Source organism: Diaphorobacter caeni (assembly GCF_015354245.1).
GTDB lineage: Bacteria > Pseudomonadota > Gammaproteobacteria > Burkholderiales > Burkholderiaceae_C > Diaphorobacter_A > Diaphorobacter_A caeni.
This window is the reverse complement of sequence record NZ_JADKYZ010000006.1, coordinates 61,028-74,953: the sequence shown is the minus strand read 5'-3', so window position 1 is coordinate 74,953 and position 13,926 is coordinate 61,028. Positions and strand designations below refer to the sequence as shown.

Sequence of the window (13,926 nt, the reverse complement as noted above, 5' to 3'; positions counted from 1 at the left end):
CCATTAATGACCACTGAGAAAACCAGAAGCGCACCGCCGAGGGCTGCGGCGATGCTTGAGTCGCTGAGAGGTCTCGGATACTCAACTGCAGCAGCGTTGGCGGACATCATCGATAACAGCATCGCGGCGAAAGCGACGGAAGTTCGCTTGAGCTTTCAATGGAATGGTGCGCGAAGTCGCATACTCATTCTGGACAATGGCGTAGGAATGAATGACGCTGAGCTTGAGGGAGCCATGCGTCTCGGAGACAAAAACCCGGATACGGCACGCTCGGCCGATGATCTGGGGCGTTTTGGAATGGGATTGAAAACAGCATCGTTTTCACAGTGCAGGCGACTCACTGTCTCTAGCATGAAAGACGGAATCCACAGTTGCCTGCGCTGGGATCTGGATCTTCTGGCCTCCAGCAACAACAACGATTGGCTGCTCTTCGAAGGTCCGGCAGAAGGCTCTGCAGCACATTTGAATGTACTGACTGACAAATCAAACGGAACTCTCGTTCTCTGGGAAACGCTTGATCGAATCGTCTCAAAAGGGTTCGATGCCGATGATTTCAACGACGTGATCGACAACGTTGAAGCCCACTTATCGATGGTGTTCCACCGTTTACTGGAAGGCTCGTCCGCGCGGCTCAAACTGCTGATCAACGACCGCCCCGTGGCTCCGTGGGATCCATTCATGTCCGGACACCCAGGCAAGCCATGGGTTTCACCTGTTACCCACCGGCACACCGACTATGGAACGATCTCTCTGCAGTGCCACGTGCTTCCTCATCGGGATCAATTGAACAACGATGAGTTCGAGAAGAATGCCGGGCCATCCGGATGGCCAGCCCAACAGGGTTTCTACATCTACCGCAACGGCCGACTTCTGCTCGCCGGAGGTTGGCTGGGCCTTGGTACACCACGCCGTTGGAATCGCGACGAAGCCCACAGACTGGCACGCATTCAGCTCGACATTCCAAATACGGCCGATATGGAATGGAAGATCGACGTTCGTAAATCCGTGGCTCGCCCGCCCATCGCACTTCGGGGCTGGTTGACTGCTCATGCCACCGATACGCGTACCAAAGCACGCAATGCATTCGCGTTCCGAGCCAGTCCCAGCACGCGCACTTCCTCGACACCCATCGTTCACGCGTGGCGGTCATCGACAACCAAAGCGGGAACCAAGCATCTCATCGACAGATCACATCCCGCCATAGCTGCGGCATTGAGCATCTGCTCCGATCATGCTGACGTCATGGATGCCATGCTGAAGATCATCGAAGAAACCGTGCCGGTTCAGCGCATATGGCTGGACGCAATGGAACAGAAGGAATCGCCGGTCAATCATTTCGCTGAATCGCCTCCAGATGAACTGCTGCATGTGCTGCAGGTGATGTTCAACGACATGATTCAGCGACGTGGCATGAGCGAAGAATTGGCAAGGCAGGCACTGGCCTGTACTGAACCATTTCAGAAATATCCCGACGCGATCAAGGCACTGCAGATCGCGTGAGCCGCACCCGAATTGGAGACAACTGAAAATCATGACGGAACTTGAAACACAAATCACCTCGATCGCGCAGATTCTTATCAGGGCCAAGGGGCCGAAACCGTCTGCAGCAGCAATTTCCGACAACGTTAAACTGGCTGCTGCCACCATGCAGCTCACGCCAGAAGCCTACGATGGGGAAGCAATAATCGCAGAGTTGATGCGTCGGTTCAGCGACAGCATCGCCAGCGACTCCTCTCTTTCAGATTCAAAAGGCCATGAAGACTGGTTCCAGCCATCCATGAAGTCTGACTGGCGCTACTGGCAACGGCTGCAGCGCTACATGGAGCGATCCATGTCCACGACCGTGGTCGGTGCGCTGGACAGATCAACAGACAACATCCTCGCCAAACTTGAGAATCCCGAACGAGCCGGACCGTGGGATCGACGAGGACTTGTCGTCGGGCATGTGCAGTCTGGCAAGACCAGCAGCTACTCGGCTTTGATCTGCAAGGCTGCAGACGCCGGATACAAGATCATCATCGTCCTCGCTGGCCTGCACAATAATCTGCGCTCTCAGACTCAGATGCGCCTAGAAGAAGCGTTTCTCGGTTATGAAACGTCACCTCATCGAGATCCCGGCAACCCCATCGGGGTGTTTTTTGAGGACCAGGATCCTTTGATTCATCCCAACTGCGCGACCTCACGTGACGACAAGGGAGACTTCAATGGCGCAGCCGCAAGAAAATTCTCCGTAACTCCGGAGCAACGCCCTTGGCTGTTCGTCGTCAAAAAGAACAAATCTGTGCTTGAGAAGTTGCTCAAATGGATGCGCAGCAATCATGTCGCGAATGCCACTGACGCTGAGTCCGGACGCAGAATTTCAACGAATCTTCCAATTCTGGTGATTGATGACGAGGCCGACAATGCGTCGATTGACACAGGAGAGCAGGATTTTGACGCGGAGGGTAAAGCAGACCCGGAACACGAGCCCAAAGCGATCAACAGTCTGATCCGCCAGATACTTGCCACATTCGCCAAGTCCGCTTATGTGGGCTACACGGCAACACCATTCGCCAACGTATTCATTCACCGCAGAGGCGCAACCAAAGATGAAGGGGAAGACCTTTTCCCACGCTCCTTCATTGTCAATCTTGCCGCTCCCTCCAACTATGTCGGGCCTGCGCGAGTGTTCGGTTTGACAGGGCCTACAGGTGAACGAATTGGCACACTGCCCTTGATTAGGAAGTTCTCAGATCAGGAGGGTGAAAATCGTACCGGCTGGATGCCAGCAGGCCACAAGAAGAATCATGTCCCTCTCTTCAAAGGTGAAGATGCACTGCCTCCATCTCTTGAAAATGCGATTCTGTCCTTCCTGATGACCTATGCAGTACGGATTTGCCGCGGGCAGAAAAACAAGCATTGTTCAATGCTCATTCACGTCACCCGCCTGACAGACGTGCAGAACAAGGTGCGTGCTCAAGTGGAGCAATACGTGCAACGGGTGACTCAGCGCCTGACCCGAGGCGTGGACGCGGAGAAACTGCTGACTCAATTGCGTGATATGTGGGAGACCGATTTCGAGCCTACTCATGCGGAAATGAAGAACATCCTCGGAGAGGAAGAAATTACAGCCGCGTTGCCCACTTGGGAGCAGGTGCTGAAAGTTCTGCCCGATGCGGCCGTGGACATCGCCGTCAAAACCATCAATGGTTCCGCCAAGGATGCACTCGACTATGTTGAAAAAGAGCAGACGGGCCTGAAGGTGATTGCCGTGGGAGGCGACAAGTTGGCCCGCGGGCTGACGCTTGAGGGTCTGGTGGTCAGCTACTTCGTGCGCACGACGAAGATGTATGACACGCTCATGCAGATGGGCAGATGGTTCGGATATCGCCCCGGATACCTTGATCTCTGCCGTCTATACACCACCGCAGACCTGATCACGAGCTTCGGACTGATCGCTGACGCGGCAGAGGAACTGCGCCAGGAGTTCGACGAAATGATGGCCATTGGTTCAACCCCGGACAAGTATGGCTTGAAGGTCGCCTCACATCCCAGTCTGCTGGTCACTTCACCAATGAAGATGCGCAGAGCTCAGACAATCAATCTCTCGTACAGCGGTGCTCTCACTCAGACCATCAATTTCCCTCGCGCTCATGGCGCACTTCAGAACAATCTGGACGTTACCAAAACACTGATCGAGTCGATGGGGCCACATGCGAAAGCCGCCCCATCTCAGCTAAGACCCGACGGTCCGCACAACTGGAAAAACTCATGGCTTTGGAAAGATATCGATGCATCCAAAGTCATCGAGTTCTTGAAGGCATACTCCCGAGTGCCGAAGATTGACCGCGCAAATGGAAGTGTGATCGCTGAGTTCATAGAAAAAATGAACTCAAAAGACGAACTAAAAAAATGGACTGTGGCGCTGCTTGCCGAGGGCCGGGAGAATGCGCATTTCCGCGGCTATCAAATTGCGAAGGAATACGATATCAGCCGTCTTACAAATCGCAAGTTCCTAGATTCTCAGACTTCAGCAATCGGTGTATTGACAGACCCCGCAGACGAGAGCATCGATACCGGACTCGACGAATGGCAGAATGCACTTCAAGCAAGCGTGGACGCTTGGCAGAAAAAGGGCGATAGCAATTCAACCAAGCCAACCCGACCCAGCAACCAATCGCTTCGTGCGCTCAGACGCAGAGATCGGGGCGAAGCCACTCACAGAGGGATACTGCTGATTTATCCGATTTCCCCTTTCAAATTGAATGACGGCACCCAAACGGAATTGAATATCGAGGGCTGGAACAAACCGATCATCGGATTCGCAGTGAGCTTCCCCAGCAGCGAACACGATGTCTCCGTCGAATACAAGGTCGATCACCTGCTTTGGGAGGAGCAGTATGGCGCGACCGATTGAAGACATTGAGCGGGCATGGGCCTACCTCGACCAGCCCCCGGCAGATGGCAAGGGATGGCGCAGCATTCAGATTTCCCCGTCTGACGGGATATTGGTACACGCAGGGCGCAAGTTTCCGGAGAGAACGGAGGCAATGCTCATCCGATTCAATCAGAACCCTCTGAAACCGAACGGCCAGTTGCCCGACGGAGCAGGCTTCACCATCGAAGTCGTGTCGCAGAACGACTGTTGCTGGTTGGCCTTGAGCAGACGTGAACATGCCATGCCGGAGTTCTTTCTTGCGATGGTCGAAGACATTGTTCAGGCACTTTCATCCTGTACGGTCTCAGAGGAATCGCAGGCACTGACCATCTTTCTGCGCCGCGTGAAGGCATGGCAGGAATTCATGCGCAAGGGCCAAAGTGCTTTGAGTGCTGAAGCTGAAATCGGACTGTTCGGGGAATTGCTTGTCCTCAGAAGAATTCTTGATGAAGGCAAAGACACGGAGCTGACACTTGAATCCTGGATCGGACCACTGCGCGATGGTATTCAGGATTTCCATCTGGGCACGGGTGCCATTGAAGTCAAGTCCACGCTCGCCCTCAACGGCTTTCCGGCAAAGATCGGCTCACTTGAGCAATTAGATGACGCTGTGCGCAAGCCGTTGTTCGTGGGTGGCGTACGCCTGCGCAATACAACATCGGGCATGAGTCTGCCTACACTGATTGAGACGCTGAGAAACCGGTTCCGTAAAGAGCTTCCGGGCTCGCAGCTGTTTGAGGAAAAACTTGTGTCCGTAGGGTATCTGGATATGCATGCGGAGCGCTACACACGCCTCTTCGAAGCCGTCGAAACCCGGTTCATCCTGGTGGGAGCGGATTTCCCCCGCTTTACATCCGGCGCATCAAAGGTCGGCATAGTGAATGCCAGATACGAAATTGACCTCGACAAGGCAGTCGGAGAAGCATGCGACCTCGCAGAGGTACTGAAAAGATTGAAGGTTGGTTGAAATGACATTGGAAGAATTTCTGCTTGAGACCCGTGCCGAGGTTCAAGCCCGTATGCAGGCAGGTCAACTCTACGAGGAGATGATCTTCACGGATATCGTCATGTCACATATGGCGGAGATCGGGATGACCGAGGAGCCCACTGCATGTCGCTATGAAGGTCGAGTCGGCACCGCCACGCTCAGGCTGAGCGGCTACGCAATCACGGACGAAGACGATCAACTCGATCTCTTCGTGAGCCTCCATGCAGGCGTCGACAGCCCGACACAGATTCCGGACTCTGAAACCACCACCGCAGCCAAGCAGGCATTGCGTTTTCTTACGCTTTGCGCAGAGCGCAAAGTGGCATCAAAGCTCGACCCAAGTTCACCCATTCACGCTTTGGCCTCGCGATTAGAGAAAATCTACGTAAATCTGGAGGACATCCGAATCTATGTAATCACTGACCGCGTTTCCAAAAGCAAGTCATTCAAGAGTCAGGAAGTGTCCGGCAAGGCTGTTCGCCTTGAAGTGATGGATATTGAGCGCCTGTTCAGACATATGTCTGAAGGCAAACCACGGGACGAGTTGGTCGTCAACTTCCAAGACCTTTCTGGAACTTCCCTTCCCTGCGTATATGTTCCGGGGGAAGACTGTGATTACGACTATGCGCTGACGGCGATACCTGGTGACGCCCTTCGCCACCTATATGAAAAGTACGGAAGTCGATTGCTGGAGGCGAATGTCCGTTCGTTCCTGAGTGTTGCCAGCTCCAAAAGTGTCAATGGAGGCATTCAATCCACTTTGCGAACAGCACCGGAACGATTCATGGCCTACAACAACGGACTCGTACTCATCGTCGACAAACTTGCCTTGGCAAAAAATGAAGATGGATCCATTGGCATCGCCACGTTACAGGGCATGCAGATAGTTAATGGCGGTCAGACAACTGCGTCACTCTATTTCACCAAGCGCAAGTACCCACAGACTGATCTGAGCCGCGTGAGAATTCCTGCAAAGATCATCGTGATGCGAACTAACGACCCCGTTGCAGAAGAAGCTCTGATATCCGATGTCTCTCGTTTCGCCAATAGCCAGAACTCCGTCAAGCAGTCAGATCTGTCAGCAAACAAGCCCTTTCACGTCGAAATGGAAAAGCTGTCCAGAACAATCTATTGCCCGAACGGGACAAATCAATGGTTCTACGAGCGATCCGCTGGCAGTTACAAGACTCTGCTTACTCGAGAGGGACATACACCAACGAGACTCAAACAGCTCAAGGAAGCCATCCCGGCATCTCGCCGAATCACGAAGACCGACATGGGGAAATATGTAAATGCTTGGAACGGCCTGCCCAATTTTGTGAGTTTGGGTGCTCAAAAGAACTTCACCAAATTCATGGAGTCGATGGCGGCTGCGGATCCCTCATTGGCTCCAGCTCTTCCAACAGTCAATGATTTCAAGTCAATGGTCGCAAAGGCCATTATCTACAAGGCATCAGAGAAGCTCATCCGCCCGATGTTTCCAGCCTTTCAGGCCAACATCACCGCATATACCATTTCAGTACTCGCTGCCAGACTCGGCAATAGGATTGATCTTTCCAGAGTATGGACATCGCAGAATATTTCACCTGAATTGCTTCAACAGATCGAAAGCTGGTCTCGCGAAGTCGACGAGCAACTGAAGAAAACTTCTGCTGGCCGAATGATTTCTGAATGGGCGAAACGCCCCGAGTGTCGCGATGCCGTCATGGAGATGCCCTTATCATCTCCAAGATTGGATATACCGGAGGTTTCGGCATAAAAGTGAGGGTACTCTTGTCGCGCGATTACGCTGCAAAGTTTTTATAGGAGTGCGAAGTATGGAGGTGAACTATTTGTGAGACCAGAAAAAATTCGCCTCAGCGCCACTGCGCAACGAAGTGCAAACATGTCTCAGATCCGCGGCAAGAACACCGTGCCTGAACTGGCACTACGTCTTCGCCTCCACGCATTGGGATTCCGCTACCGACTGAATGTCCGACGACTGCCTGGTTCCCCGGACATCGTATTGTCCAAATATCGAGCCGTCGTATTCGTTCACGGCTGTTTCTGGCACCGTCATGCAGACTGCAAATTCGCTGCCGTGCCCAAGACAAATGCCGAGTTCTGGCAAGAGAAGTTCAAAAAGAATGTCGAACGGGACATTCGCGACGTCGACAATCTTTGCAAGGACGGTTGGCGTGTCGCAACAGTTTGGGAATGCTCGATAAAGCATTCCGCAGATGCGGCTGCGAAGCGTGTTTCCGATTGGCTGACCGGAAAAGAGTCAATACTGGTTTTGAGCGCCCCCACCCAGTAGCTTCGGATGGTTCCCGATCATCGAATCAAACTCATTTGTGTACCCGCCCTGTCAACAGGTTCTTGACAACACGCCCCAACTGCCTCGCCAACAGCGGCGGTACTGCATTGCCTATCTGCGTGTACTGTTCAGTGCGGTTTCCCATGAAGAAATAGTTGTCCGGAAACGTCTGCAACCTTGCCGCTTCACGGACGGTGAGACTTCTGCATTGCGAGGGATCGTAGTGGATGTAGTAGTGGCCATCCTTGGCAATGTGGGCCACCACCGTGGTGGCTGGGAAATTTCTGCATTGCACGCGAAACCGGTCGTTGAAAGGCAACGACTTCCGCTCTGCCATATCGGCCACATTCCCATGGTTCGGCAAAAGTCCGCTGGGATACTCTTCCAATCGCGGTGACCGACTGAGCGCGACCGCGAATGACGAGGCAAACATGTAGCGCTGAAGATCCGATGCCATATGCGAGCGAGCCTCATGCTGACAAACGCCACCCAACTCCGTATCGGACAACCACTTCCCCAGCACAGATGATTGAAAGGCTCCAGAAAACTTGAACGGCATGAACGCGGCTCCCACCGATCCGTGAATCGCGTCCCTTGCGCGCGAAGACATGACCGTCTTGGCCTGCTGCAGGTCCTCCGAATGCTTTCTGTTTGACAACAGCGTGGCCGCGCCTTGAACCACTGCCCTCCACTCCTCGGACGTGTCGCCCTTGGACAGGCGGCTTCTGATTTTTGGTAGCGAGTCTATGGCGTCCGCCACAGTCGCGGATCTCGCCGACTGCTCGAGCAGTTCGTGCTGCGGCGTACCCAAGCCCTTTCGGACACCCAACAGGATGACCCGATGCCTTGCTTGCGGAATCCCGAATCTCTCGGACTCGATGACGTAGTCCCGTGGATCAAGCGAGTTCTGATCGCCATGCTTCACGAACGAGCGAATCTCATACTCCAGATCTCGTGAAGGCCTTGAGAGATCGCCAATGATTCGCTCGAACATGCTCGAACCGGAGTGTTTTGACGAAAGCATCCCCTTGACGTTTTCCATGACGAAAATCGCAGGCTTGTGCTTCCTGATGATCCGCAGATACTCGCGATAAAGGAAGTGCTTCTCGTCCGCCTCGAAGTTTTCGTCATTGGCTCGACGAGACCGTCCTGCAAGCGAATATGCTTGGCATGGTGGCCCTCCTATGAGCACCCAATCCTCACGGCCATTCAGAGCGTCACCGATCTCCTTGTCAATGCCGGCGTTGTCCGCCTTCCCCAGTTCAAGACACCGAGCCTCTCGCGAGGCGTGCTCGAAAGCGAGCGCGACCTCGGGTTCCGCGCGAAATTTTGTCTCATCAATTTCGCCACGCATGTAACGGTAGTAGTGCGCCACTGCTGGTGTGCCGCGCAACTGTCGAAAGACCGAACGCAAGGCAAGCGTCCGATGCGCAACGGGAGTTTTTTCAATGGAAAGTGCAATATTGAAAAAGGGATTGTTCTCTTGATCCTCAATTGAGGAAAAACCTTCTCCCAGCCCTCCCGGACCCGCGAAAAGATCAATGATCGGAACCGACATACTTCCACCCTGCTGACACTTGTTTTCGACCATTGGATCATGGCGCGATCCAGTATTCTGCTTCAGTTTTTTCGCATCATTCGCCAACCTGACATCACCACTGAAAATGCCCGCAGATTGCGGGCATTTCTGTCGCGAAATCAGCAACGGTTCAGCGCTGAATCACTCCCACTCAATCGTAGCCGGCGGCTTCGAGCTCACGTCATAGGTCACGCGGTTGATGCCGCGCACTTCGTTGATGATGCGCCCTGAAGTCTTCTTCAACAACCCATAAGGCAGCTCCGCCCAGTCGGCGGTCATGAAGTCGCTGGTCTGCACTGCGCGCAGTGCCACCACGTAGTCGTATGTGCGGCCGTCGCCCATCACGCCGACGCTCTTGACGGGCAGGAAGACGGTGAAGGCCTGGCTGGTGAGGTCGTACCAGCTCTTGCCGGTGGCTTCGTCGATCCAGTTGCGCAGTTCTTCGATGAAGATGGCGTCTGCACGACGCAGCAAGTCAGCGTATTCCTTTTTCACTTCACCGAGGATGCGCACGCCGAGGCCCGGGCCTGGGAAGGGGTGACGGTAGACCATTTCGCGCGGCAGGCCGAGGGCCACGCCGAGTTCGCGGACTTCGTCCTTGAAGAGGTCGCGCAGGGGTTCGAGGAGCTTCAAGCCGAGCTGTTCCGGCAGGCCACCGACGTTGTGGTGGCTCTTGATGGTGACGGCCTTCTTGCTCTTGGCGCCGCCGGATTCGATGACGTCCGGGTAGATCGTGCCTTGGGCGAGGAAGGTGGCACCCTTGCTGCCTGCGTTGGCGGCCTTGAGCTTGCCCGCTTCTGCCTTGAACACATCGACGAACAGACGGCCGATGATCTTGCGCTTTTGTTCGGGCTCGGAGACGCCCGCGAGTTCGCCGAGGAACAGGTCGGAGGCGTCGACGCGCACGACCTTGGCGTGCAGCTTGCCTTCGAACATGTCCATGACCATGTCGCCTTCGTTCAGGCGCAGCAGGCCGTGGTCGACAAACACGCAGGTGAGCTGGTCGCCGATGGCGCGGTGAATCAGCGCTGCAGCCACGGACGAGTCCACGCCACCGGAGAGGCCGAGGATGACTTCTTCGTCGCCGACTTGTTCGCGGATCTTGGCGACGGCTTCTTCGATGTAGTCGCCCATGATCCAGTCCTGGCCCGCGCCGCAGATGCCGTGCACGAAGCGGTTGAGCATGGCCGCGCCCTGCACGGTGTGGGTGACTTCGGGGTGGAACTGCACGGCGTAGTAGCGGCGCGCCTCGTCGGCCATGCCGGCGATGGGGCAGCTTGGCGTGGAGGCCATGACCTTGAAGCCTTCGGGCAGCTGGGTGACCTTGTCGCCGTGGCTCATCCAGACCTTGAGCATGCCGTGGCCTTCGGGCGTGCTGAAGTCTTCGATGCCTTCAAGCAGCTTGGTGTGGCCGTGCGCGCGCACTTCGGCATAGCCGAATTCACGGGAGTTGGAGCCCTCGACCTTGCCGCCGAGCTGCGTGGCCATGGTCTGCATGCCGTAGCAGATGCCGAGCACGGGGATGCCGAGCTCGAACACGGCGTCGGGTGCGCGGTCGTCCACTTCGTAGACGCTGGCGTGGCTGCCCGAAAGGATCACGCCCTTGAGCTTGCCGTCGGCGGCGAACTCGCGCACCCAGTCGCTCGTCACGTCGCAGGGATGGACTTCGCAGTAGACATGTGCTTCGCGCACGCGGCGGGCGATCAGCTGCGTGACCTGCGAGCCAAAATCGAGGATGAGGATCTTGTCGTGTTGCATGGTGGTTTGATGCGGGAAAAAATCGGTTGAAAAGAGGTTGTCAGAGTGCGTTCAGATCGAGCAGCGCCACGCCGCTTTTTTTGGCGGCCCGGGCCTGCGCTTCATCGAAGGTGAGCAGCGGCAGCTTGAGTGATCGTGCAAGCCACAGATAGGCCGCGTCGTAGGTGGGCAGGCCGGTTTCGAGTGCGACATCGAGCACTGCCTTGTGCTGCGCGGGCGCAAGGTCATGCAGCTCCACGCGATGGCGGATGGCCTCCAGCACGCCCCACAGCCCTTCCACGGAGGTCTGCGGAATGCGGCCCGCGTTGACGCCGCTGGCGATCAGGTTGCCGCATTCCCATTGCCACAGATTGGGTGCGTGCGGATCGACCTCGTCGCGGCGGATGCGCGCATAAAGGCGGCGCGTGGCATCGCTCGCGTTGTCGGGCAGCAGCCAGGCGGCCGTGACGGACGCGTCGAGCACGAAGGTGGCAATCTGGGCGCTCATGCGGCCTTGCTCCTGCCCTTGCTCCGCAGCGCGGCCACGCCCGCATCGGCGGCAGGTTGAATGCTGGCCTGCAGCGCTTCGATCTGGCCCAGCTCGCGGGCGATCTGCTCGTCGGAGATGACCGGGCGACGACGCACCGGCAGCATGCGCACCACTTCCTTGCCATGGCGCGTGATGCGCACTTCCTCGCCCTGCTCGACCAGTTCGATCAGGGCAGAAAAGCGGGTCTTGGCTTCGTAGATTCCGACGGATTGCATGGGCTGGACTGAAAGTCAAAAGCGGACCTGAACATCAGGTATAGATCGAATTCTAACATTCTGACCAGAATTTTCCAAAATTCAGGCCAGAACAACCCTTGCGGAAGCGGCTCACGCGCAACGACGCGCCGGCTGCGGAGGGGTCCCCCTACATCCACCGCGTTGAAAGGCAGGCGTCGTTCACCGATACTGGCGCTTCCATCCCCACAACGAATCAAGAGCGAGACAAGCCATGGCAAGCAAACCCCTACCGATCAACCGCCGCAGCGCCAACATCACCGAAGGCAAGGCGCGCGCCGCCAACCGTTCCATGTTCTACGGCATGGGCTACAAGGAAGACGATTTCAGAAAACCGATGGTGGGCGTGGCCAACGGCCACAGCACGATCACGCCATGCAATTCCGGCCTGCAGAAGCTGGCCGATGCGGCGATTGCGGGCATCGAGGAGGCCGGCGGCAATGCGCAGGTCTTCGGCACTCCGACGATTTCGGACGGCATGTCGATGGGCACCGAAGGCATGAAGTATTCGCTGGTCAGCCGCGAAGTGATTTCGGACTGCATTGAGACCTGCGTGGGCGGCCAGTGGATGGACGGCGTGCTGGTGGTGGGCGGCTGCGACAAGAACATGCCCGGCGGCATGATGGGCATGCTGCGCGCCAACGTGCCCGCGATCTATGTCTACGGCGGCACCATCCTGCCGGGCAAATGGAAGGGCCGCGATCTGAACATCGTGAGCGTGTTCGAGGCCGTGGGCGAAAACGCGGCGGGCAAGATCAGCGATCAGGAGCTCAAGGACATCGAGCAACACGCGATCCCCGGCACCGGCTCGTGCGGCGGCATGTACACCGCCAACACCATGTCGAGCGCGTTCGAGGCGCTGGGCATGAGCCTGCCCTACTCTTCCACCATGGCGAATCCGCATGACGAGAAAGCCAACTCGGCCAAAGAGTCGGCCAAGGTACTGATCGAGGCGATCAGGAACGACCTCAAGCCCCGCGACATCGTGACGCGCAAGGCCATCGAAAACGCCGTCGCCGTGATCATGGCCACGGGCGGCTCCACCAACGCCGTGCTGCACTTTCTGGCGATTGCACACGCGGCGGACGTGGAGTGGTCCATCGACGATTTCGAGCGCATCCGCAAGCAGGTGCCGGTGCTCTGCGACCTCAAGCCCAGCGGCAAATACCTGGCCGTCGATCTGCACGACGCGGGCGGCATTCCCCAAGTGATGAAGCTGCTGCTGAATGCGGGACTGCTGCACGGCGACTGCATGACGATCACCGGCAAGACCATCGCCGAGACGCTGGCCGACGTGCCGGACGCGCCGCCGCGCCCCGAAGTGATCCGCCCCGTCGACCAGGCGCTGTACAAGCAAGGCCACCTCGCGATCCTCAAGGGCAATCTCAGCCCCGAAGGCTGCGTGGCCAAGATCACCGGTTTGAAAAACCCCGTCATCACCGGCCCGGCGCGCGTGTTTGAAGACGAGCAGTCCGCCCTCGCCGCGATTCTGGACGGCAAGATCAAGGCGGGCGACGTGATGGTGCTGCGCTACCTCGGCCCCAAGGGCGGCCCCGGCATGCCGGAAATGTTGGCCCCCACAGGTGCCCTGATCGGTGCGGGCTTGGGTGAGAGCGTGGGCCTGATCACCGATGGCCGCTTTTCCGGCGGCACCTGGGGCATGGTCGTCGGCCATGTCGCGCCAGAGGCCGCAGCGGGCGGCAACATCGCGCTGGTGCACGAGGGCGACTCGATCACCATCGACGCGCGTGAGTTGCTGCTGCAGCTGAACGTGCCCGATGAAGAACTCGCCAAGCGCCGCGCAGCATGGAAAGCACCGGCGCCGCGCTACACACGCGGCGTGCAGGCGAAGTTCGCGTTCAATGCGTCGAGCGCCAGTTCAGGGGCGGTGCTGGACAAGTTCGACGTTTGAGCGTCATCGGCGATAGAGTATGGGGACTGTTTTGGGACTTCAACAAACCAATTCAACAGCACGCGCCGTGCTTGAACTTTCCAACCCAATGGAGAGATAGGCCCTCAGGCGCGACACCAAGCCGCAGACGGTACTCCCGCACGGCAAAGCTTTGCGACAAGGCATGAGGGCCTATATCGCCACCTCAAAACGAGCACTGCCAACGACACCGTGA

Annotated in this window: 10 protein-coding genes; 6 read left to right on the top strand and 4 right to left on the bottom strand. The window is 56.9% G+C overall.

Translation table 11 applies throughout. From position 1 onward, the window contains the following. Positions 1-6 precede the first annotated feature (6 nt). The 5 genes from ISG32_RS15610 (at position 7) to ISG32_RS15590 (ending at position 7,701) form a co-directional block, all read left to right on the top strand. Positions 7-1,500 (top strand): ATP-binding protein, encoded by a 1,494-nt coding sequence (locus ISG32_RS15610; protein ID WP_228529856.1) that lies wholly within the window; start codon positions 7-9, stop codon positions 1,498-1,500. A gap of 31 nt (positions 1,501-1,531) precedes the next feature. Continuing rightward, complete coding sequence (locus tag ISG32_RS15605; RefSeq protein WP_194771959.1) at positions 1,532-4,396, top strand: Z1 domain-containing protein; 2,865 nt, start codon at positions 1,532-1,534, stop codon at positions 4,394-4,396. Then, entirely contained in the window at positions 4,380-5,384 is a 1,005-nt protein-coding gene (locus ISG32_RS15600) for a PD-(D/E)XK motif protein (protein ID WP_194771958.1), read from the top strand. The genes ISG32_RS15605 and ISG32_RS15600 overlap by 17 nt, the downstream gene beginning before the upstream one ends. 1 nt (position 5,385) lies before the next feature. Beyond that, positions 5,386-7,164 carry an AIPR family protein gene (locus ISG32_RS15595; RefSeq protein WP_194771957.1) on the top strand — a complete coding sequence of 593 codons (1,779 nt, stop codon included), beginning with the start codon at positions 5,386-5,388 and terminating at the stop codon, positions 7,162-7,164. Positions 7,165-7,239: 75 nt separating this feature from the next. Then, positions 7,240-7,701 (top strand): very short patch repair endonuclease, encoded by a 462-nt coding sequence (locus ISG32_RS15590; protein ID WP_323745942.1) that lies wholly within the window; start codon positions 7,240-7,242, stop codon positions 7,699-7,701. Positions 7,702-7,732: 31 nt separating this feature from the next. Here ISG32_RS15590 and ISG32_RS15585 read toward each other — a convergent pair whose 3' ends face one another. The 4 genes from ISG32_RS15585 to ISG32_RS15570 form a co-directional block, all read right to left on the bottom strand. Then, a complete protein-coding gene (locus tag ISG32_RS15585; protein ID WP_194771955.1) occupies positions 7,733-9,259 on the bottom strand; it encodes a DNA cytosine methyltransferase in 1,527 nt (508 codons plus the stop codon). A gap of 162 nt (positions 9,260-9,421) precedes the next feature. Further along, positions 9,422-11,038, bottom strand: a complete 1,617-nt coding sequence (guaA, locus tag ISG32_RS15580; protein ID WP_194771954.1) for a glutamine-hydrolyzing GMP synthase — start codon at positions 11,036-11,038, stop codon at positions 9,422-9,424. A 40-nt stretch (positions 11,039-11,078) separates the two neighbouring features. Then, positions 11,079-11,525 carry a type II toxin-antitoxin system VapC family toxin gene (locus ISG32_RS15575; RefSeq protein ID WP_194771953.1) on the bottom strand — a complete coding sequence of 149 codons (447 nt, stop codon included), beginning with the start codon at positions 11,523-11,525 and terminating at the stop codon, positions 11,079-11,081. Then, entirely contained in the window at positions 11,522-11,782 is a 261-nt protein-coding gene (locus ISG32_RS15570) for a type II toxin-antitoxin system Phd/YefM family antitoxin (RefSeq protein ID WP_194771952.1), read from the bottom strand. Before ISG32_RS15570 ends, ISG32_RS15575 begins: the two co-directional genes overlap by 4 nt. Before the next feature lie 232 nt (positions 11,783-12,014). Between ISG32_RS15570 and ilvD the strand changes: the two genes are divergently transcribed. Then, complete coding sequence (gene ilvD, locus ISG32_RS15565; RefSeq protein ID WP_194771951.1) at positions 12,015-13,712, top strand: dihydroxy-acid dehydratase; 1,698 nt, start codon at positions 12,015-12,017, stop codon at positions 13,710-13,712. Positions 13,713-13,926 lie beyond the last annotated feature (214 nt).

What these genes read in the sequence shown, in the direction of transcription:
- ISG32_RS15610 (WP_228529856.1), top strand. Translation starts at nt 7, where the DNA reads ATGACCACTGAGAAAACCAGAAGCGCACCGCCGAGGGCTGCGGCGATG.
- ISG32_RS15605 (WP_194771959.1), top strand. Translation starts at nt 1,532, where the DNA reads ATGACGGAACTTGAAACACAAATCACCTCGATCGCGCAGATTCTTATC.
- ISG32_RS15600 (WP_194771958.1), top strand. Translation starts at nt 4,380, where the DNA reads ATGGCGCGACCGATTGAAGACATTGAGCGGGCATGGGCCTACCTCGAC.
- ISG32_RS15595 (WP_194771957.1), top strand. Translation starts at nt 5,386, where the DNA reads ATGACATTGGAAGAATTTCTGCTTGAGACCCGTGCCGAGGTTCAAGCC.
- ISG32_RS15585 (WP_194771955.1), bottom strand. Translation starts at nt 9,259, where the DNA reads ATGTCGGTTCCGATCATTGATCTTTTCGCGGGTCCGGGAGGGCTGGGA.
- guaA (WP_194771954.1), bottom strand. Translation starts at nt 11,038, where the DNA reads ATGCAACACGACAAGATCCTCATCCTCGATTTTGGCTCGCAGGTCACG.
- ISG32_RS15575 (WP_194771953.1), bottom strand. Translation starts at nt 11,525, where the DNA reads ATGAGCGCCCAGATTGCCACCTTCGTGCTCGACGCGTCCGTCACGGCC.
- ISG32_RS15570 (WP_194771952.1), bottom strand. Translation starts at nt 11,782, where the DNA reads ATGCAATCCGTCGGAATCTACGAAGCCAAGACCCGCTTTTCTGCCCTG.
- ilvD (WP_194771951.1), top strand. Translation starts at nt 12,015, where the DNA reads ATGGCAAGCAAACCCCTACCGATCAACCGCCGCAGCGCCAACATCACC.